The 20,197-nt window shown below is 58.9% G+C and carries 20 protein-coding genes; all 20 read right to left on the bottom strand.

Going from position 1 to position 20,197, the window contains the following annotated elements; all coding sequences use genetic code 11:
- Positions 1-146: 146 nt before the first annotated feature.
- A complete protein-coding gene (gene rpsO, locus ABVT35_RS22520) occupies positions 147-416 on the bottom strand; it encodes a 30S ribosomal protein S15 (protein ID WP_368469511.1) in 270 nt (89 codons plus the stop codon).
- Between the two features lie 188 nt (positions 417-604).
- Positions 605-1,540, bottom strand: coding sequence for a tRNA pseudouridine(55) synthase TruB (truB, locus tag ABVT35_RS22515; protein ID WP_368469509.1), 936 nt, complete (start codon positions 1,538-1,540; stop codon positions 605-607).
- A complete protein-coding gene (gene rbfA, locus ABVT35_RS22510; protein WP_368469507.1) occupies positions 1,540-1,947 on the bottom strand; it encodes a 30S ribosome-binding factor RbfA in 408 nt (135 codons plus the stop codon). Before rbfA ends, truB begins: the two co-directional genes overlap by 1 nt.
- Before the next feature lie 104 nt (positions 1,948-2,051).
- Positions 2,052-4,643 (bottom strand): translation initiation factor IF-2, encoded by a 2,592-nt coding sequence (infB, locus tag ABVT35_RS22505; protein WP_368469506.1) that lies wholly within the window; start codon positions 4,641-4,643, stop codon positions 2,052-2,054.
- Complete coding sequence (locus ABVT35_RS22500) at positions 4,640-5,293, bottom strand: RNA-binding protein (protein ID WP_368469504.1); 654 nt, start codon at positions 5,291-5,293, stop codon at positions 4,640-4,642. Before ABVT35_RS22500 ends, infB begins: the two co-directional genes overlap by 4 nt.
- Positions 5,294-5,317: 24 nt before the next feature.
- Complete coding sequence (nusA, locus tag ABVT35_RS22495; protein ID WP_368469502.1) at positions 5,318-6,976, bottom strand: transcription termination factor NusA; 1,659 nt, start codon at positions 6,974-6,976, stop codon at positions 5,318-5,320.
- Between the two features lie 52 nt (positions 6,977-7,028).
- On the bottom strand, positions 7,029-7,622 hold the full coding sequence (gene rimP / locus ABVT35_RS22490; RefSeq protein WP_368469712.1) for a ribosome maturation factor RimP: 594 nt from the start codon (positions 7,620-7,622) through the stop codon (positions 7,029-7,031).
- A 176-nt stretch (positions 7,623-7,798) separates the two neighbouring features.
- A complete protein-coding gene (locus tag ABVT35_RS22485) occupies positions 7,799-8,497 on the bottom strand; it encodes a tRNA (guanosine(46)-N(7))-methyltransferase TrmB (protein ID WP_368469500.1) in 699 nt (232 codons plus the stop codon).
- Between the two features lie 51 nt (positions 8,498-8,548).
- Positions 8,549-9,829 (bottom strand): methionine adenosyltransferase, encoded by a 1,281-nt coding sequence (gene metK, locus ABVT35_RS22480; RefSeq protein ID WP_368469498.1) that lies wholly within the window; start codon positions 9,827-9,829, stop codon positions 8,549-8,551.
- A gap of 257 nt (positions 9,830-10,086) precedes the next feature.
- A complete protein-coding gene (locus ABVT35_RS22475) occupies positions 10,087-10,506 on the bottom strand; it encodes a helix-turn-helix domain-containing protein (protein ID WP_368469497.1) in 420 nt (139 codons plus the stop codon).
- A gap of 160 nt (positions 10,507-10,666) precedes the next feature.
- Positions 10,667-12,253 (bottom strand): apolipoprotein N-acyltransferase, encoded by a 1,587-nt coding sequence (lnt, locus tag ABVT35_RS22470; protein ID WP_368469495.1) that lies wholly within the window; start codon positions 12,251-12,253, stop codon positions 10,667-10,669.
- Between the two features lie 184 nt (positions 12,254-12,437).
- Complete coding sequence (locus ABVT35_RS22465) at positions 12,438-13,619, bottom strand: hemolysin family protein (protein WP_368469493.1); 1,182 nt, start codon at positions 13,617-13,619, stop codon at positions 12,438-12,440.
- Positions 13,620-13,625: 6 nt separating this feature from the next.
- Positions 13,626-14,153, bottom strand: a complete 528-nt coding sequence (gene ybeY / locus ABVT35_RS22460) for an rRNA maturation RNase YbeY (protein ID WP_368469491.1) — start codon at positions 14,151-14,153, stop codon at positions 13,626-13,628.
- On the bottom strand, positions 14,150-15,208 hold the full coding sequence (locus ABVT35_RS22455; protein ID WP_368469490.1) for a PhoH family protein: 1,059 nt from the start codon (positions 15,206-15,208) through the stop codon (positions 14,150-14,152). Before ABVT35_RS22455 ends, ybeY begins: the two co-directional genes overlap by 4 nt.
- On the bottom strand, positions 15,205-16,629 hold the full coding sequence (miaB, locus tag ABVT35_RS22450) for a tRNA (N6-isopentenyl adenosine(37)-C2)-methylthiotransferase MiaB (protein ID WP_368469489.1): 1,425 nt from the start codon (positions 16,627-16,629) through the stop codon (positions 15,205-15,207). Before miaB ends, ABVT35_RS22455 begins: the two co-directional genes overlap by 4 nt.
- A 203-nt stretch (positions 16,630-16,832) precedes the next feature.
- Positions 16,833-17,636 carry a lysophospholipid acyltransferase family protein gene (locus tag ABVT35_RS22445; protein ID WP_368469488.1) on the bottom strand — a complete coding sequence of 268 codons (804 nt, stop codon included), beginning with the start codon at positions 17,634-17,636 and terminating at the stop codon, positions 16,833-16,835.
- 52 nt (positions 17,637-17,688) lie between these two features.
- Complete coding sequence (locus ABVT35_RS22440; RefSeq protein WP_368469487.1) at positions 17,689-18,117, bottom strand: Fur family transcriptional regulator; 429 nt, start codon at positions 18,115-18,117, stop codon at positions 17,689-17,691.
- Between the two features lie 41 nt (positions 18,118-18,158).
- Positions 18,159-18,650 (bottom strand): GNAT family N-acetyltransferase, encoded by a 492-nt coding sequence (locus ABVT35_RS22435; protein ID WP_368469485.1) that lies wholly within the window; start codon positions 18,648-18,650, stop codon positions 18,159-18,161.
- Complete coding sequence (gene tsaB / locus ABVT35_RS22430) at positions 18,647-19,333, bottom strand: tRNA (adenosine(37)-N6)-threonylcarbamoyltransferase complex dimerization subunit type 1 TsaB (RefSeq protein ID WP_368469483.1); 687 nt, start codon at positions 19,331-19,333, stop codon at positions 18,647-18,649. Before tsaB ends, ABVT35_RS22435 begins: the two co-directional genes overlap by 4 nt.
- Positions 19,314-20,123 carry an alpha/beta fold hydrolase gene (locus ABVT35_RS22425; protein ID WP_368469481.1) on the bottom strand — a complete coding sequence of 270 codons (810 nt, stop codon included), beginning with the start codon at positions 20,121-20,123 and terminating at the stop codon, positions 19,314-19,316. The genes tsaB and ABVT35_RS22425 overlap by 20 nt, the downstream gene beginning before the upstream one ends.
- Positions 20,124-20,197 lie beyond the last annotated feature (74 nt).

Raw genomic sequence — 20,197 nt, 5'->3', positions numbered from 1 at the left:
TTTCGGTATTATCGTCACGGGCAAGACAGCAGGTGGCTTTGCATGCTCAAGCAACCGGCAATCCTGCCCCGTGACCGTTCCATCGCGCACACCATTGTGCCCGGAAACGAAACCGGCGGGGCACGCAAAGTCCCCGCCGGAAAAACCTAACGGCGAATACCGAGGCTCGCGATAAGCTTTTTATACCGCTCTTCGTCCTTCTTCTTCAGGTAATCGAGAAGAGAACGGCGGCTAGAAACCATTTTCAGCAGGCCACGGCGGGAATGATTGTCCTTTTTGTGGTCCTTGAAATGTTCCGTCAGATTGGAAATGCGCTCTGTCAGAATGGCCACCTGAACCTCTGGAGATCCGGTATCGCCTTCCTTGGTTGCATATTCCGTCATCAGTTCTGCTTTGCGTTCAGCAGTAATCGACATCGTGCCTTCCTTTCATTTTGGAGGGATAAGACGCCCATGGCCGAGATGTCGTCCAGCCTGGGCCGCGTTTTACGGTGACATATGCCCCGTATCGCGCAGCATATAAGTCAGAAAATCGCAAAATGCCAGTTTTATTTCATTTGTGCGCATTGACGATCCGCGGCACAGCCGTGGGCCGGCGATGACCGCTATCCGCCGAATACGCGCCGCGGATGAAACTCCCCTTGGGCTATCTCACCTATGGCCACGAGTTTGCCGTTCCGGGTCGCATAGGCCTCGTCGGTCGGCAAGGGCGCATCGCGACCGCGCAACAGGATCGGATTGCCGCACCGCAGGCGCTGCGCCTGCTGATCGTTTACCGCCAGGTGCGGCAACAGCGCCAGTGCCTCGCCGGTATCGATAATGTGCGCATCCAGAGCCGCCAGGCGCTCGGCATCGTCTTCGACCTTTTCAAGCGCGACGAGTTCCTCGAGCGTCACCATGTCGTCTTCTCCGAACGGTGCGACATAGGTGCGGCGCAATGCGCAGATATGGCCGAAGCAGCCGAGATCACGGCCCATGTCGCGCGCCAGCGCCCGCACATAGGTCCCCTTGCCGCATTCGACTTCAAAAAGCGCCGTATTTTCATCCGGGCAGGCAATGAGATCGAGCCGATGGATTTCAACCTCACGGGCCGGGATTTCAACGGCCTCGCCCTCGCGGGCAAGGTCATAGGCGCGGTTGCCGTCGATCTTGACGGCGGAAAACTGCGGCGGGATCTGCTCGATGACACCCGTATAATCGGGCAAAAGCGCGCGAATATCGGTTTCCCGCGGGCGCAGATCACTGCTGTTGCTGACATCGCCTTCAAGGTCGTCCGTCGTGCGTTCCTCGCCCCAACGTACGGTAAACTGATAGATCTTACGCCCGTCCATGACATAGGGGACCGTCTTCGTCGCATCACCGAGCGCGATCGGCAGCATGCCGGAGGCCAGCGGATCAAGCGTGCCTGCGTGTCCAGCTTTCTGGGCTTTGAACAGCCAGCGGATTTTGGAGACTGCTTCGGTCGACCCGAAATCGACGGGCTTGTCCAATATGAGCCATCCGGATACCGGGCGGCCCTTCTTTTTACCGCGCCGCGCCATTATTCATCGACCTCGTCGTCGCGCTCAAGGTCGCGCATGACTTCGGGCGAGCGCAACAGGTCGTCGATCTTCTGATAATTGTCGAAACTGGTGTCGTCGCGAAATCGCAGATCCGGCATGTACTTCATCTGCCGAAGAGCCGGTGTAACCCGTTTGCGGATGTAGCGCGCATTGCGGTTCAGCGCATCGACAATCGATGCGTGATCGGTATCGCCAAGCGGCGTGATATAGGCCGTCGCGATTTTCAGATCCGGCGACATGCGCACTTCCGAAATGGCAATGACGGTTTTTTCAATCTGCGGATCGCGCACTTCGCCACGCTGCAAAACAGTGGTGATGGCGGCACGGACCTGTTCACCGACACGCAGCTGGCGCTGCGAGGGCCCGGACGACGAAAAGCGGGACATTTATTTAACCTTTTCAAACATTTGCGCCGGGATAGGACCGTTCGCGAATGAAAGCAAACCGACTGGCGCCGTTTCGGCGCCAGCCTCAATACAACCGGCAGCTCTTAGAGCGTGCGTGTTATGTGCTCGACGCGGAAGCACTCGATCACATCGCCGGCGCGGATATCCTCGTAGTTTTCGAAGGCCATGCCGCATTCCTGGCCGGCATTGACTTCGGCGACCTCATCCTTGAAGCGCTTGAGGGTCTTCAGGCTGCCTTCATGGATGACCACGCTGTCGCGGATCAGGCGTACACCGGAGCCACGCTCGACCTTGCCTTCGGTAATGCGGCAACCGGCGACCTTGCCGACCTTGGTGATGTTGAACACCTCAAGGATTTCGGCATTGCCGAGGAATGTTTCCCTGCGCTCGGGCGAAAGCATGCCGGACATTGCCGCTTTCACATCGTCGACGAGATCGTAGATGATGTTGTAGTAGCGGATTTCGATGCCGGCGGCCGCGGCAGCGTCGCGCGCCTGGGTGTTGGCGCGAACGTTGAAGCCGATGATGGCGGCGTCCGAGGCCTCGGCCAGCGAAATATCCGATTCGGTTATGCCGCCTGCGCCCGAATGGACGATACGGGCGCGCACCTCATCGGTGCCCAGCTTGTCCAGCGCGCCGGCAATGGCTTCGATCGAACCCTGCACGTCACCTTTGATAACCAGCGGGAATTCCTTGACGCCGGCATCCTGAAGCTGCGTCATCATCTGCTCGAGCGAACCGCGGGTACCGGCCTGTCTTGCGACCGCCTTTTCACGGGCGATGCGCTGGCGGTATTCAGCAATTTCACGGGCGCGGGCCTCGTTTTCAACGACGGCGAAGCGGTCGCCGGCCTGCGGTGTTCCCTGCAGGCCGAGCACCTCGACCGGCATAGCGGGACCAGCTTCCTTGACCTGTTTGCCGTGGTCATCGACCAATGCGCGTACACGGCCCCATTCGTCGCCGGCAACGACAATGTCACCGGTGTGAAGCGTGCCGGCTTCAACGAGCACGGTCGCGACGGAACCCCTGCCACGGTCGAGCTGCGCTTCGATGACTGTGCCTTCGGCGGTACGATCCGGATTGGCTTTCAGATCGAGGATTTCGGCCTGCAGCAGGATTGCTTCCAGCAATTTGTCGAGATTGGTGCCCTTGATGGCCGAAACCTCGACATCGAGCACTTCACCGCCCATCGATTCGACAAACACTTCATGCTGCAGAAGCTCGGTGCGCACTTTGTTGGCGTCGGCTTCCGGCTTGTCGATCTTGTTGATGGCAACGATGATCGGCACTTCGGCCGCCTTGGCATGATTGATCGATTCAATCGTTTGCGGCATGACGCTGTCGTCGGCCGCAACAACCAGGATAGCGATGTCGGTCGCCTGCGCGCCGCGGGCGCGCATTGCGGTAAAGGCCGCATGGCCCGGCGTGTCGATAAATGTGATCTTCTGACCGTTCTGCTCAACCTGATAGGCGCCGATATGCTGGGTAATGCCGCCCGCCTCGCCGGAAACAACGTTGGCGTTGCGGATGGCATCGAGCAGCGACGTCTTGCCGTGGTCGACGTGCCCCATGATCGTGACAACCGGCGGGCGCGGCTTGAGCGTGCTCTCGTCGTCGCTGATATCGAAGATGCCTTCCTCGATGTCGGACTCGGCCACGCGCTTGACCGTATGGCCGAATTCACCGGCGATCAGCTCAGCCAGATCAGCATCGATCACATCGCCCGGCTTCATCATCTGACCTTCCTTCATCAGAAACTTGATGACGTCGACAGACCGTTCAGCCATCCGCTGGGAAAGTTCCTGAATGGTGATCGTCTCGGGCAGCGTAACTTCGCGGGCAATCTTTTCGCGCGGCTCCTGCATCTGCGCGCGCTTCATCTTTTCCTGACGACGACGCATGGCAGACAGGGAGCGGCCGCGCTGGTTGCCGTCTTCGTTGAGAGCGGCATTGAGCGTCAGTTTTCCGCGCCGGCGCGAATCGTCACCACGCGGGCGCGACGGCTTCGGCGTTTCGGGGCGGGAAGGTTTGCCACGCTGTGGCTGCGGCTTGCCGCGTGAAGCGGAATCTCCGGCTTCTTCCTGGCGCTGCGCGCGCGCCGGTCGTTCCACAGGGGCAGGCACAGGTTCCGGTGCAATCGGTTGCTCCGGTTCGGCCACGGCTTCGGCTTCGGCGCTTTCGGCCGCCCGCTTTTCCTCGTCCGCTTTCAGGCGCGCATCTTCTTCGGCCTGACGCTTGGCTTCCTCTTCCAGCTCAACCTTGCGGCGTGCTTCCTCCTCCGCACGCACCTTGGCTTCTTCCTCGGCACGCTGACGCTCCTCGGCATCGCGGATCTTGGCGTTTTCGAGGGCGCGCTTGCGGGCATCCATCTCATTGGCGGACAGTTCGTTGAGAACGGACGCCTTCTTGGACTGTTCGCGTTTCTGCTCGGCAGGCGCCTTGGGCGCAGGCTTCTCGGCGGAAGCGGGCTTCGGCTTGATACCGGCTGCCAGCGACGCGGGCTTTTCGTCCTCGGGCCGGGAGATCCGCCTTTTACGCGTTTCGACAACCACAGCCTTGGTCCGGCCGCGCCCCATATCCTGGCGCACCGTCCCCTGCTCCACACCGGAGCGCTTCAGCGTCAGTGTCTTCTTGCCCGACACGCTGATGGTTTTGTCGTCCTTGGTCTCGCTCATTCCGTATCCGTTTCCTCTGCGGGATCGCCCGCTATCTGACCGTTTTCCGCTCTATTGCGGTACCGGTCAAGCATCCTTGCGCGTTTCACTACACCCTCACCGGCCTGCCCTGCAAGCGCTGCGAGGTGGATTGTGTTGCCGCCGGCCATCACAATGGCCATTTCTTCTCCCGACAGGAGGCGAAATGAACTGATCTCGTCGCCTCCGGACGCGGCCCACGCGTGGCGGGCCTGATCTATTTTCCTTACGCCATCGGCCGCGGCATCCGTCGAATGGAATACCGCAAGAGCCTGACCCGATCGGACGGCGGCGTCCACCTTTCCCGATCCTGCGACCATCTGACCGGCCTTCCTCGCCAGGGCGATCATGCCGGTAAGGGCCGAGACGAGCAGCGCATCGACCGTTGCGTCCAACTCCACGGGCACCGTGACTTTCGCCTTCAGCGCCCGCGCGAACAGGTTCTTTTTCATCGCCTGTCGGACAAGGCGCCTATCGGCTGTCACCCAGCAACCACGCCCGGGCAATTGCGCCTTCAGGTCGGGAACAACGACACCCTGCGGATCGGCCACAAACCGAATCATCCGGTCCGACGGCCCGCTTTGACGCGTTACGATACAGGTCCGGTCGTTCACCTCTGCGCGCAACCCCATTCAACAAGCCGCCCGGCCCAAAAATCAGGCCTGCGCTACCTCGTCCGTTGCCGTTTCGGCTTCGCCGGTCTCACCTTCCTCGACTTCTTCGCCTTCTTCGCCCTCAGCGGCCTCCTGCTCTTGCTGGATCAGATCCTCCTCGGTGATCCAACCGGCCGCCAGCCTCGCCGCAACAATCATTTGCTCGGCATCGGCGCGCGATACATCCAGATTGGAGAACAGGCCCTCGAATTTCGTCGTTTCACCGTCCTTGCGTTCCGTCCAGCCGACAAGGTCATCGGCGGCGCAACCGGCAAAATCGTCCATCGTCTTGATGCCGTCTTCGCCAACCGCAACCATCATGGCCGTGGTCATGCCCGGGATTGCACGCAATTCGTCGGAAACGCCCAGTTCAACACGCTTTTCTTCGAGTTCTGCCTCAATCGCTTCAAGATATTCGCGGGCGCGGCTCTGGATTTCCTCAGCCGTCTCCTCGTCAAACCCTTCAATCGACGCGATTTCCTCCAGGTCGACATAAGCGACTTCCTCAACCTGGGAGAAGCCTTCCGATGCCAGAACCTGGCCGACCATCTCGTCGACATTGAGCGCATTCATGAAGAGTTCGGTACGCTCGTTGAATTCCTTCTGGCGGCGCTCCGATTCTTCCTGTTCCGTCAGGATGTCGATATCCCAGCCGGTAAGCTGCGATGCGAGCCGTACATTCTGGCCGCGACGGCCAATGGCAAGCGAAAGCTGATCATCCGGGACGACCACTTCAATCCGCTCCGCATCTTCGTCAAGCACCACCTTGGCGACTTCCGCCGGCTGCAGGGCATTGACGATGAACGACGCCGGATCCATCGACCACGGGATGATGTCGATCTTTTCACCCTGCAGTTCACCGACAACGGCCTGAACGCGGCTGCCGCGCATGCCCACGCAGGCCCCGACCGGGTCGATGGAACTGTCGTTGGAGATCACCGCGATCTTGGCGCGGGAGCCCGGGTCGCGGGCAACGGATCTGATCTCGATGATACCGTCGTAGATTTCCGGAACTTCCATCGTGAACAGCTTGACCATGAACTGCGGATGGGTACGCGACAGGAAGATCTGCGGACCGCGCTGTTCGCGGCGCACGTCATAAACGAATGCACGCACCCGGTCGCCATAGCGGAAATTTTCACGCGGGATCAGCTCGTCGCGGCGAATAATCGCTTCGCCCCGGCCAAGATCGACGATCACGTTGCCGTATTCGACACGCTTGACGGTGCCGTTGACAATCTCGCCGACGCGGTCCTTGAATTCTTCGTACTGGCGATCACGCTCGGCCTCACGGACCTTCTGCACAATCACCTGTTTTGCCGACTGGGCGGCGATGCGGCCAAAATCCATAGGCGGCAGAGGTTCGGCAATAAAATCGCCCAGCTGCGCTTCCGGGTTGCGGTCGCGTGCCAGTTCAATGGCGATCTGCGTCGAGTAGTCTTCGACGGCCTCAACCACTTCGAGCAGGCGCTGAAGCTTGATCTCGCCGGTCTTCGGATTGATATCGGCACGAATGTTGGATTCAGAGCCATAGCGCGAACGGGCCGCCTTCTGGATGGCATCCGCCATTGCATCTATGACGATATCGCGGTCGATCGCCTTCTCGCGGGCGACTGCGTCCGCGATCTGAAGAAGTTCGAGCCTGTTTGCACTCACTGCCATTTTGCTCTCCATCACATGGCATGGCGCGGCACCTGCCGCCGCCGTTTATATTCTAGTTGCCTTTATCTTCGGCATTTTCCTCATTCGCACGCGCTGCCTTTGCGGCCTTGTCGGCGGCAAGTGCGTCGCGAATAAGGTCATCGGTTAAAATCAGTTTGGCCTCGCTGAGCGCGTCGAAGGGAATGCGCACTACTGGCTCGTCGCCGTAGCTTGCCTGGTCCCGTTGCAGAACAAAGCCATCACCGTCAACTTCGGCGATCTTGCCGCGAAAACGCTTGCGTTCAGCCACCATGACCGAGGTTTCGCATTTGACGAGATGTCCGCACCAGCGCTCGAAATCGGATTTGCGCACCATCGGGCGGTCGATGCCCGGTGACGAAATCTCCAGATGGTAGGCCCGGTCGATGGGATCTTCGACGTCAAGCACCGGCGACAGGGCCCGTGACAGGGCTTCGCAGTCCTCGACCGTCATGGTTCCGTCGTTGCGCTCGGCCATAATCTGAAGGGTCAGGCCGTTCTGGCCGGACAAACGAACGCGCACAAGCCGGAAATCCATCGATTCGAGAACCGGTTCGATAATGGCCGCAACACGTGCGTCAAGTCCCGTCTCGGTTATCAGACGGCCTTCTACCGTGGTTCCGCCAATGGCTGCTTCGTCGGACAATCGCTGCCTCATAACGCGGGCCCGCAAGGACCCCAACTAACAAAAAAGAGCGGGTCCGGGTGGCCCACTCTTGCTCTGGATGATCAAGATTTTCGCTTGATATACTCCCGAAGCCGACCGATTGCAAGGTCAATACAGGGTGAACGCACAATCGTGTTCTAGCGTCGCTGGAATGTGAGGTAGGCCGGCACGCGACCTTCCCGCAAAGCCTTTGCCTCGTAACGCGTTCCCGGCCACCCCTCATAGGGTTGTTGCCAATCGACAGCACTTGTTGCCTGCCAGTCAAATGCAGGATGCCGTCGGCAGTGCTGCAGCGTCCAGTTCACATAGGTATCTATATCGGATGCAAAACAAAACAGGCCACCCGGTTTCAGCACACGAGCCAGGCGGTCAAGATTGACGTCTGATACGAACCGGCGCTTCCAATGCCTCTTTTTCGGCCATGGATCAGGATAGAGAAGATCGACATGGTCAATGGACGCTTCGGGAAGCCAGTCCAGAATGCGGGTCGCATCATCGTCATAGAGCCTGATATTTTTCAGCGGATCGGCAGCAAGCGCACTGACGCATTTGGCCAGTCCGTTGACGAAGGGCTCAACGCCGATAAAGCCGGTATCGGTACCGGCCCGGGCCCGGTAAAGCAGATGCTCGCCACCGCCAAAGCCGATTTCGAGGCGATATCGGGGATAGTCCCTGTCGAAAAGATCGGCGAGACGATCGGGCGGCGCGGCATCAGGGTCAAGCCGCAGTTTCGGCAACAGCGTCTTCATTGCCTCCGCCTGAGCGGCACGCAGCGTCTTTCCCTTGCGGCGACCGAAAAACGCTTCCGTCGCACGTTTGGGATGTTCAGACGACATGTTCAATCATCCTTGAAAGAACAGACCTGGCTGCAAAATACCGATCTGCAGCTAGGCAACCACGGTTGCTGCGGCAGCTCCGTTCGTGGTCTTCGCTCTCAGTGCACCCTTCAGGGGTTTGACGAGGTCCGTCTTCTCCCAGGAGAACGAGCCGTCGCGTCCGCCCTTGCGGCCAAAATGGCCGTAAGCGGCGGTTTTGGCGTAAATCGGCTTATTGAGATCAAGGTGACGGCGAATGCCGGTCGGCGAAAGGTCGACCAGGTTCGGGATGATGCCTTCAACCAGTTCCTCGGACACTTTTCCGGTCTCGTGGAAATTGAGATAGATCGACAGCGGCTGAGCGACGCCAATTGCGTAGGAAAGCTGGATTGTGCACCTGTCGGCAAGTTTCGCAGCCACGATGTTCTTGGCTAGATAACGCGCCATATAGGCGGCGGAACGGTCGACCTTGGTGGTGTCCTTGCCCGAGAATGCACCACCGCCATGGGGCGCAGCGCCGCCATAGGTATCGACGATGATCTTGCGCCCGGTCAGTCCGGCATCGCCGTCGGGGCCGCCAATGACGAATTTGCCCGTCGGGTTGATGTACCAGTTGCAATCGTCCGCAATGGGCAGATCCCCCAGCGCTTCTCGGATATAGGGCTCGACAACCTGCCGCACCTTGTCGGATTCCCAGCTGTCATCGAGATGCTGCGTCGACAGGACGATCTGCGTAACCTCGTGGGGTTTTCCATCGATATAACGCACGGTCACCTGGCTCTTGCTGTCTGGCCCGAGGGAGGCGGCCTCGCCTTCACCACTCTTGCGCGCATCGGCAAGCAGGCGCAGGATCTGGTGGGAATAGTAAATGGGCGCCGGCATAAGGTCCGGCGTCTCGTTGCAGGCATATCCGAACATGATGCCCTGATCGCCCGCGCCTTCATCGCCCTGCTGGTCGGCGGCGTTGTCCACGCCCTGGGCAATGTCGGCAGACTGGCTGTGCAACAGCACATCGATGCGGGCGGTCTTCCAGTGGAAACCGTCCTGCTCATAACCGATATCGCGAATGGCGCGGCGTGCGGCCGAACGGAATCGGGACGGATTGATCACGTCGTTTCCGTGCTTGTCTTTCTTCATCAGCGTCGGGGGCACGCGAACCTCGCCCGCAATCACGACGCGGTTTGTGGTCGCCAGCGTCTCCGCGGCAATCCGGACGCTCCAGGGATCGACCCCCGTCTTGCGTGCTTCCTTGTAAATCAGATCGACAATTTCGTCCGAAATCCGGTCACAAACCTTGTCCGGATGTCCTTCAGATACCGATTCACTCGTGAAGAGATAATTGCTGCGCGCCATACCCGCCTCTCAGAACTGCACGTTGATGTCGTCTAGTTATTTAAAACGGACGGCAAATACAAGCGCAGAACGATATAAATATATCTTGATATGATCGAAATCTGGGGGTTGGCCAGGGCACAGGCCGTTTTTGCGGTCGCAGGTATGCTGGAGCATGGGGAGAAACTTGCTGGGGCTTAGCTTGTTTCTTGACCGGCGGTCAGAATGACGGGAAAGGCGCGGGCCAATGTAATTTGGCCATTTCCCGAAACACTGATTTACTCTGAGTCTGCTGCCAGAGCCTTGACAAGATCGACGATCTTGCGACGCACCTTGGGGTCGTCGATTTTTACAAATGCGCGGTTCAGCTGAAGGCCTTCGGATGATGAGAGAAAGTCGACAACATAGTTTGAGCTGGACGCTTCAGATGCGCCCGGCTGTCCGGTTGACGGATCGCCCGGAGCGTCTTCGAAGAAAAAGGAAACCGGAACATTCAGTATGGACGAAATATTCTGCAGACGGCTTGCGCCCACACGGTTGGTACCCTTTTCATACTTCTGGATCTGCTGAAAAGTAATGCCGAGGCTCTCGCCCAATTTTTCTTGACTCATACCGAGCATAGTACGGCGCAACCGGATGCGGCTGCCTACGTGTATGTCGATGGGATTTGGTTTCTTTTTGCTAACAATGGTGTTCATAATCAATATCCCGCAGATGTGACGGCACCTGCCACGTGTTTGTTGACACTGGCGCTGCTAAAGTATTGGCCTCCATCGCCTCAATTGGAAGACGTACTGAGCTGAAACACCAGCAGTTCAAATTTACAGTTATATTCTATGCAATTTTAGGGGTTTTTCGTCAATTGCTGGTCCGAATAAAACTGTAGCGTGAAACGGTCGCCCCAATCAAAAGTAAAGCGATAATCAACCAGAAGGCTAGATTAGCGCTCCAATTACTTCCGACTGCGTGTATTTTTTTTGGCAACTTGACGTCGACATAGCCAATCACGTTTTGTGACAATCCCGAGAGAACTCGCCCCCTGGCATCCGTGACTGCAGAAATCCCGTTATTTGCCGCCCGTACAAGCGGAATCCCGGCCTCAACCGCACGCAATTGGGCCTGGCGGAAATGCTGGTATGGACCCGGTGTGTTGCCGTACCAGGCATCATTCGTCACGTTGACGATAAAGTCGGCGGGCGGGCCTTCCGCTGCCATTTTCGCGGGAAAAATGACCTCGTAGCAAACCATTGGCAAAAAGTACTTATTTTCTTGTACAGGCACAGTATAACGGCGACTTCCGGCTGAAAAACTCCCGGGAGTATTTGCAATCGTATCAAGGCCTGCGCTTTTCAGGAGCGATGCAAATGGCAGGTATTCGCCGAACGGGACCAGGTGAAGCTTGTCGGCCGCGGCCGCAATCTGTCCCTTGTCGTCGATGACAAAAATCGAGTTATAGTATCGTGGCGCCTGCCCGGCCTGGACGCTCTCCTCACGCACGGCGCCTGTTATGAGGGTCTGTCCCTCAGTCAGCGTCTGCCCGATCATGGTCAGCGCCGCCGGGTTGCTGGTCAGGAGGAACGGCACCGATGTCTCGGGCCAGATGATATAGGTGGGCTGGACACCAGTATCGGACGGCCTTGCGGTCAGTGAAAGCAGGGTTTCAAAGATCTGTTTGCGTTCGCCGTCGTCCCATTTCTTCGACTGATCGACTGAGGGCTGGACGATGCGCACGATGATGTCGTCCTCAGCACCAGGCAAGGGGCCGGAAAGCCGCCAGTATCCGAAACCGAGATGGGCGGTCAGCAACAGCACCGCGATAACCAGGCCCGGCGCCAAGCCCCGGCGCGTTGCGATCAGTGCGGGAACCGAAAACACAAACACAGCCAGCGCCGACATGCCGAATATGCCAATCAGCGCCGATGACTGCATCATCAGCGGAACCGGCATCGCACCATAGCCGATGGCATTCCATGGAAAACCCGTGAGCACGAAGCTGCGCAGCCATTCGGCAAGTCCAAAACCGCATGCAAGTGCACATATGCGCCCAAGTCCGTCGGACCAAAGAGCCCGTGCAAAGGCGGTTGCAAGGCCGTAGAACAGCGCAAGCAGGGCCGGGAGACCGAAAACCGCCAGTGGAAGAGCCCAGGCGAATTCCTCAGCCTCGATCAGGAGCGCATTGCCCAGCCACCACAATCCGCCGGTAAAATACCCGAAGCCAAACCACCATCCGGTCCAGAAGGCCGGCCTCAGGCGTCCCAGAATACCTGCCTCGGCATTTCCGCTGGCGCCATCCAACAGCCAGACAAGAACGGTGAAGGAGACAAAAAGTACCGCAAAAAAATCAAATGGCGGCTGGGAAAGAACGCCCAGAGCGCCGGCAAGAAATGAAACAGCCCACCGCCTTGCTCCCCAAAGCAGCATGATTTTTCCGGCCAAACGCTCCATAACCCCTCCATATGCCGGTGAACGCAGCCACCGATACGCAACGTAGCGCTGCCGGCGGTCAGGCAATAATCCAGCCGGACAGGCCCGATCCGCGAATCAGGCGCACAGGGATTTATAGCAAAGGAACCGGTTATTGACCCGTTTCAAACGGCTGGCCGCCCAGAGGGTTCCAAACGGAGCTTGTTTATTTCACACCTTGTCCGGGCGGGGCTTCAAGCACCTTGCCCTTTTTTTGGCCCGCGGACGGTTCGCTGCGGTCAGTTTCCGACTTTTGCGGCCGGCGGCGGCGTTCCACCATCTTGCGGCGAACAATGCGCACGCGCTTAATGCGCCGCGGATCGGCATCGAGGACGTGGAATTCGAACTGCGGCAAAGCTCTCACCACCTCGCCGCGTGCCGGAATGCGGCCTATGGCGGAAAAGATAAGACCGCCGAGCGTATCGACATCTTCGGCCTTGTCGCCGAAATCGAAATCCTTGCCGACAACCTTGGCAATGTCCTCAAGCTCGGCGCGGGCGTCGGCAACAAACACATCTTCGGACGTGCTGGTGATCATGTCGGCTTCGTCGTCATGCTCGTCCTCGATGTCGCCGACCACCATTTCAACGATGTCTTCCAGCGACACGAGGCCGTCGGTGCCGCCATATTCGTCGATCACCAATGCCATCTGCGTGCGCATGGCCTGCATGCGCTGCATCAGATCGGATGCCAGCATGGAGGGCGGAACAAACAGGACATCGCGGATGATGCCCGCATCCTGAACCGTCTTTGTCAGCTCGACCCGTGCCAGATCAAACTGGCCTGCCTTAACGGGTTTGTCCTTCTTGGCGGCGGCCGAGCCATTGGCCGTTTTTGCCGAACCGTTGCGGGCGGCGCGCCGGCGATTGCGTGCCTGTTTTGTTATGTAGGCCACCAGGTCGCGGATGTGGACCATGCCGCGCGGGTCGTCCAGAGTCTCACCATAGACCGGCATGCGTGAATGGCCCGACTCCTCGAACATCACCATCAGCTCGTCCAGCGTGATGTCACAATCGGCGGCCCGTATTTCCGCCCGCGGCACCATGACATCCTCGACGCGCACTTCGCGCAGCCTGAGGATATTGTGCAGCATGGCCCGTTCCTCGGGCGTAAAGGCAGCGCCGAACGCCCCGTCCGACGACAGCGCGTCGGTCAGGTCCTCTCGGAGGCTGTGCTCATCTGATGCCCGGAACAACCGTAATATCCGTGACCACCAACTGTGGCCGTTTCGCTCTGTTGGGCGAACTAGAACGGGAAGTTGCCTACTTCCGGGGTCCTCGCCGCTGTCCGCTTCCTGTGAACCGGAAGACGCGTCAACCGGCGCCTCGGTACTGGTATGCTGATTCATCGCTTATCAGACTGGAAATGTGTTTTCATAGGGGTCAGATAGGTCAAGCGTCGCCAAAATGCGAGTCTCCAGACCTTCCATTACGTCTGCATCCTCATCGTCATCATGATCATAGCCTAACAGATGCAAAAATCCATGCACGAGAAGATGCGTCAGATGGTTATCAAACGGGATGCCGAGATCGGCTGCTTCACGCTCTATGGTTTCACGGGCGAACAGAATATCACCGAGCATCGGGCCCGGCATTCCCTGGGGTTCCACGGGAAAGGCCGGAAATGACAAGACATTGGTCGGCTTGTCCTGCTCGCGCCATTGCTGATTGATCGCGCGCATCGCGTCATCATCGGAAAACAAAAGTGATAACTCGCAACCGCCGACAGGAAACGGCTGGCCGGTTTCGCTCGCCAAATATGCCGCCGCCGCATCGATTGTCGTTTTGCTCAGTGCTTCGAGCGTGTCGGCGTCCGGCCAGCCCGGCGTCTCCACCGATATCTGGATGTCTATACCGCTCTCAAATGGCTCTTTGCCGGTCATTCGACGTCCGGTTTACCGCTTTCGGCTATCATCGTGTTTTCCGCGTCATAGGCAGCAACGATGCGCGCGACGAGCGGGTGGCGCACGACATCGGTGTCACGGAAACGGACGGTCACTACCCCTTCCACGCCCTTCAGTATGTGAAGCGATTCGACAAGACCCGATTTCACGCCGCGCGGCAGGTCGATCTGGCTGGGATCGCCGGTAACGATCATGCGGGCGTTCTCGCCCAACCGTGTCAGGAACATCTTCATCTGCATCGACGTCGTGTTCTGCGCTTCGTCGAGAATAACGGCGGCATTGGCTAGCGTGCGGCCGCGCATAAATGCCAGCGGCGCAATCTCGATAACGCCGGCGGTTATGGCCCGTTCCACCTTGTCGCCGGGGATCATGTCGTAAAGCGCGTCGTAGAGCGGACGCAGATAAGGGTCGACCTTTTCCTTCATGTCACCGGGCAGGTAGCCGAGCCGTTCTCCCGCCTCGACAGCGGGGCGCGACAGGATGATCTTTTCAATCAGGCCGCGCTCCAGCAGCTGCGCCGCGTGCGCGACGGCAAGATAGGTCTTGCCGGTACCGGCCGGCCCGATCCCGAACAGCAGCTCCGCGCGATCCATGGCGCGGATATAGGCGTCCTGATTGGGCGTGCGGGCCACAATGGTCTTCTTACGCGTCGAGACCTGCGCAAAGGCCATTTTTCCCTTGTTTTCCATGGTCGGCAGCGTCAGCTGGTCATCGGCGGCCACCGACATGCGGATTGCGCCTTCAACATCCGAGGTCTGGACCTCCTCGCCTTCCTGAAGCCGGTCATAGAGATAATCCAGCGCCCGGCGGGCCTGATTTGCGGAGGTCTCGTCACCCTGAATGGACACCTGATTGCCTCTGGCGCGTGCATCGACGCCCAGCTTCTGCTCGATCAGCGCAAGATTCTGGTCGAACTGGCCAAACAGCTCGCTTGCAAGACGGTTGTTTTCGAAGGTCAAGACAATATGCGTCGTGTCGGAAGCTCCGGCCCGGTTTGTGCCGGCCTTTTTCTTGATTGCCTCAGGTCTACTCAAATGGTTGAACTCCCGGATTCGCCCTGCAATATTTCGGCAAAAAGCGAATTTGTTCCTGTTTGCGTGATTCTCACCTTTATAATTTCACCGATTTGCGACGATTTTGCATCAATTATTACCGGCTGCAGCCAGGGTGAGCGGCCGATCAACTGTCCGGGCCGGCGTCCGGGCTTTTCCAAAAGCAGGTCGATTGTCATGCCGACACGGCTTTCAGCAAACTCCGTCTGGTGCTTGCGCAGCAATGCCTGCAGGCGTTCCAGCCGGTCCGATTTTACGTCTTCGGGGATGTGATCGTCCCGTTCTGCACCGGGCGTTCCAGGGCGCGGTGAATATTTGAACGAAAATGCCTGTGCATAACGGACGCGTTCGACAAGACGCAGCGTGTCCTCAAAATCCGCATCGGTTTCACCCGGGAAGCCGACGATGAAGTCGCCTGACAGGGCAATATCGGGCCGGGCCGCCCGGATGCGGTCGACAAGACGCAGGTAATCGTCTGCCGTGTGACGCCGGTTCATGGCTTTCAACACACTGTCCGAGCCGGCCTGTACGGGCAAGTGCAGGTAAGGCATCAGCTTGTCGAGATCACGGTGGGCGGCGATCAGCGCGTCGTCCATGTCGCGCGGATGGCTGGTGGTGTAACGAAGGCGCTCAAGACCTTCTATGCCAGCCAGCAGGCGAAGCAATTCACCCAGGCCCCATTCGCGGCCATCTTCGCCCTCGCCGTGCCAGGCGTTGACGTTCTGGCCCAAAAGCGTGATTTCCCGCACCCCGGCGGCCACCAGCTGACGGGCTTCGCGGGCGATCTGATCGACCGGGCGCGAGACTTCCGAACCGCGCGTATAGGGAACGACACAGAAGGTGCAGAACTTGTCGCAGCCCTCCTGCACAGTCAGGAACGCGGTTATACCGCGTGATGCGATCACCTTCTTTTCGGGCTCCGGAAGATGGTCGAACTTGTCCTCAATGGCGTATTCGGTCTCCACGACCTTTTCACCCTTGCGCGCCCTGGCGATTGCCTGCGGCAGGCGATGATAGGTCTGCGGACCGATCACCAGATCGACAATCGGCGCACGGCGGATGATCTCCTGACCTTCTGCCTGGGCGACACAGCCGGCGACCCCGACCATGAGCTCGGCGCCGTCCTCGGCACGCGCTTCCTTCAGCTTGCGGATCCGTCCGAGCTCCGAATAGACCTTCTCGGCGGCTTTTTCGCGGATGTGGCACGTGTTTAGCAGCAGAAGATCGGCTTCTTCCGGATTGTCGGTCGGCTGATAGCCGTCCTTTGACAGTGCATCTGCCATGCGCTCCGAATCATAGACATTCATCTGGCAGCCATAGGTTTTTACAAAAACCTTGCGCTTGTTCGTCCGAGTGTCTGTCCGCACGCCGTCAATCGTGTCTGTTTCTGCCTGTGTCTGCATTTAATCGTTCCCGAAGGGCAACGGCCCTTCATACCGCGTCCGGCCGGTTGCAGCCGGCCATATTCAAGGCGGTTCTACCAACTATATAGTTCAAAACACGCAATCGCGGCTGTTTGTGACAGAGTCAAGCCAATTCCGGGATATAATCGGCTGCAGAAGCGCCTTATTTGCAGCAATGACACACTCCGGCCCGTTCGAAACCGTCAATCCAGTGGTTTTCCGCCGCCATAGAGCTGCGCCTGAAGCATGCTGCGCACCTGGGCTTCCACGTCCCTGGTCACACGTTTGCGGTTGCTGCTTTCATCATATGTCACCGGTTCGCCGAAACAAACCTGGACATCAAATGCACCCTCCTTGAGTACGCCCATGAGGTGCGGGGTGAGTTCCGTGTCGCCGGGCCAGGCGGCAAGCGGCCTGCCAAAGCGGCCGAGCGGCACTCCATTGGCGTGGGTATAGGCAATCGCCACAGGCTGGATCGATACCGCGCCCGTCGGAGAGGCTTCAAGCGCATTTGCGGCAGCGCCGAAAAGCGAACTCTTGAAGTCAAGAAGCCGGTTGCCGTCGGACGTGGTGCCTTCGGCAAACAGCACGACGATCTCGCCGTCAGCAAGCCGTTTTGCCACCTCACTGACCTGTTCCCCGGTCTGGCGGCGCCTTTCACGCTCGATAAAGACCGTTCGCTGCCATTTGGCGAGCCAGCCGAAGACCGGCCAGTTTTTTACTTCAGACTTGGCAATGAAGACGACGTCGGCCACGGAAGAAAGCACAACAATGTCTTTCCAACTGCTGTGGTTGGCGGCGATCATCAGCGGGCGATGGGTATCGAGCTTTCCATGGATGACGACGCGTACGCCCAGAAGCCTGACGGCAACCCTGTGCCACCAGCGCGGCAGGTACCACGACAGCTTCCAGTTAAAGCGGTTGGATGTCAGTTGAACCGGCAGCAGGACGAGCGTCACCAGCACGATGACCGTCAGAACGATGGCAATCCTTATCCCCGCAATCATCTGAAGAGGCCACTCCCCGGCAGGCGGCCTTCAATCCCCTGAGCGAGCATTGTCAGTCTTTCGCCTTGCTGAGTGGGATTCCGTAGAGTTCAAGGCGGTGATCGACCAGTTTGAAACCGTGTTCGCGGGCGATTCTTTCCTGCAGCGCCTCGATTTCCTCGGACTGAAATTCGATGACCCTACCGCTCTTCAGATCGATCAGATGATCATGATGCTCGTCCGGCACCGTTTCGTAGCGCGACCGCCCGTCGCGAAAATCGTGACGCTCGATAATGCCGGTATCCTCGAAAAGCTTCACGGTGCGATAGACCGTTGAAATCGAGATGTTCGGATCAACCTCGGCGGAACGTCGGTAAAGCTCCTCCACGTCGGGATGGTCAGCGGAACCCTCAAGGACCCGGGCAATGACGCGCCTTTGCTCCGTCATGCGCATGCCGCGCTCGACGCATTGTTGTTCCAGGGACTTCAATTCTTCTGTCACACGCAACCTCACAGCCGCCAAATTGCCGTTTCAGGAATGGCCTACCCAAGATCGAGCCGCATGACAAGCGCTGCGGTCTTTGCTCCACTGTCCTGGTCGTAATATGCGGCGCGTTCGGCCACCTTGGAAAATCCGATTTTCTGATAGAGCGCAATCGCCGCTTCGTTGCCCTCGTCCACTTCCAGAAACAAGGATTGTGCCCCTTCCGTACGCAAATGCCGCAACACCGCGCCCATCAGCCGCCACCCCAGCCCTGTTTCGCGGTATTTCGGATGCACAGCGATGGTCAGGATCTCAGCCTCGTCCGCCGCCAGCCGAGCAAGGACGAAGCCGCCCGAACGGCCGCGCTTGCCGGGCCGATGCGCAATGAAGCCGAAGACCGCATCCTGGCCGATCAGCGCCTGTATTTCACCGTCGCTCCAAATGCGCGAAAAGCCTGTGGCATGCAGGGACGATGCCTCGGCGCAGTCGTCCGCGCCCATGGGTACGATCTCGAATTCAGTCGTCCAGCGAAACAGCGAAGATTTAGTCATGGCGCCGTATCCCGCCGCGGCACGGCAAAACCCACCTGCGGCTTTGCATCCGCAGATCTCAGATATAGCGGTTTCGGTTGCTCATGCTGCGGCTCCTGAGCAGCGGCAAGCCGCGCGATTGCCTCGATATCGGCCGTTGCGGCATCGCCCCTGATGACCGCCATGGAACCGCCTTCTTCGTTTACGCTGCACACAAGAGGCGCGCCGGAGCCCATAAGCAACGCTTTGGATTCATGCGCCAGCTTGCGGGCGGCGTCCACGGCAATCGCCGCGGGCGGCCCGGAGGCAATGCCGTCCCGATCAAAGAGCTGGGCGTAGACCTCACCTCTTCGTGCATCGAGCAGGATAAGCAGCGGCCTTTTTTTCGGAGCCGACAGCGCCAGGCCTTCAAACACGGTTACGCCGGCAAGCGGAACCGAAAGAGCGAGGGACAGGCCGCGCATCGCGGCAACGCCGACCCGGACACCGGTAAAGGAGCCGGGCCCGATGCACACGCCAAGGCGTTGCACCGCGTCAAAGGTCAGGCCGGCCTCATCCATCGCCAGTTCAATGACCGGAAACAACCGCTCCGCGTGGCCGCGTCCAATGTCCTCGACGGCCTTTCCGAGAATCTCGTCGCTGACGGAATCGTAAATGCAGGCTGCGCAAAGATGTGCGGCGGTATCAATTGCCAGCGTGATCATCGGATTCCAGTGCGCCAAGCAATATTTCGTTGAATTCCTGCGGGTGCGTCAAAAACGGCGCATGGCCGGCGCCATCAATGACCGCAACGCCATTTGTGCTGCCGGGGATATGTTCGGCCATGAAGGTGCTGGCCCCGGGTTTGCAGACGAGATCCTTTTCGCCGCAGATAATCGTCGTCGGCAGGGTGATCTGCGGCAACAGGTCGACCTGCGAACGGGCATCCGTGCTCACATAATCGTTGATGGTGACATCCTGCCGCGCGCACGCGGCCATATCGGAGAGGAACGCGGCGACGTGGTCGTCTTCCGGCGATATGCGTTTGCCGAAACCGCTGGCGGTCGCCACGAAATCCGTTTCGAGAGCCCGTTTGGTCCTTGGTGTGCTTTCAGGATCCTGCCCGTAGGGAAAACGCTCGTCGGAGAGCCGTTGCGGGATCGTGTCGACGAGGACAAGACGTTCAGCCTTTCCCGGATACCGGGTTACAAAAACCTGGCAGATACAACCACCCATCGACCAGCCGAGCAAGGTAATGTCTTTCAAAGACAGCTCGTCAATAAGCGCGGCCAGGTCGTCGCAATGGTCCTCAAAGCTGATATCGGGAGAGGCAGCCGTGGATCTGCCGTGACCGCGAAGATCCGGACACACGCAGCGGAACCGGTCTTTCAGCGCTTCTACCTGCTTGTGCCAGACCGAGCCGTCCATCATCGTGCCATGCACAAACAGGATGGCAGGCAGATCGCCGCCGCTATCGGCGACATAAATCCGTTCGCCGTTGATCTCATAGTTCATTTGCCGCATCTGTCCGTCTATTCCGGGCAAATCCACACCAACATGCTAATAAACAACAGGTATTGCCGCCGCCT

Origin of the sequence: Hoeflea sp. TYP-13 (assembly GCF_040932035.1) — a bacterium.
Classification (GTDB): domain Bacteria; phylum Pseudomonadota; class Alphaproteobacteria; order Rhizobiales; family Rhizobiaceae; genus Hoeflea_A.
The sequence above is the reverse complement of the archived record's forward strand: the minus strand, read 5'-3'. Positions and strand labels throughout refer to the sequence as shown.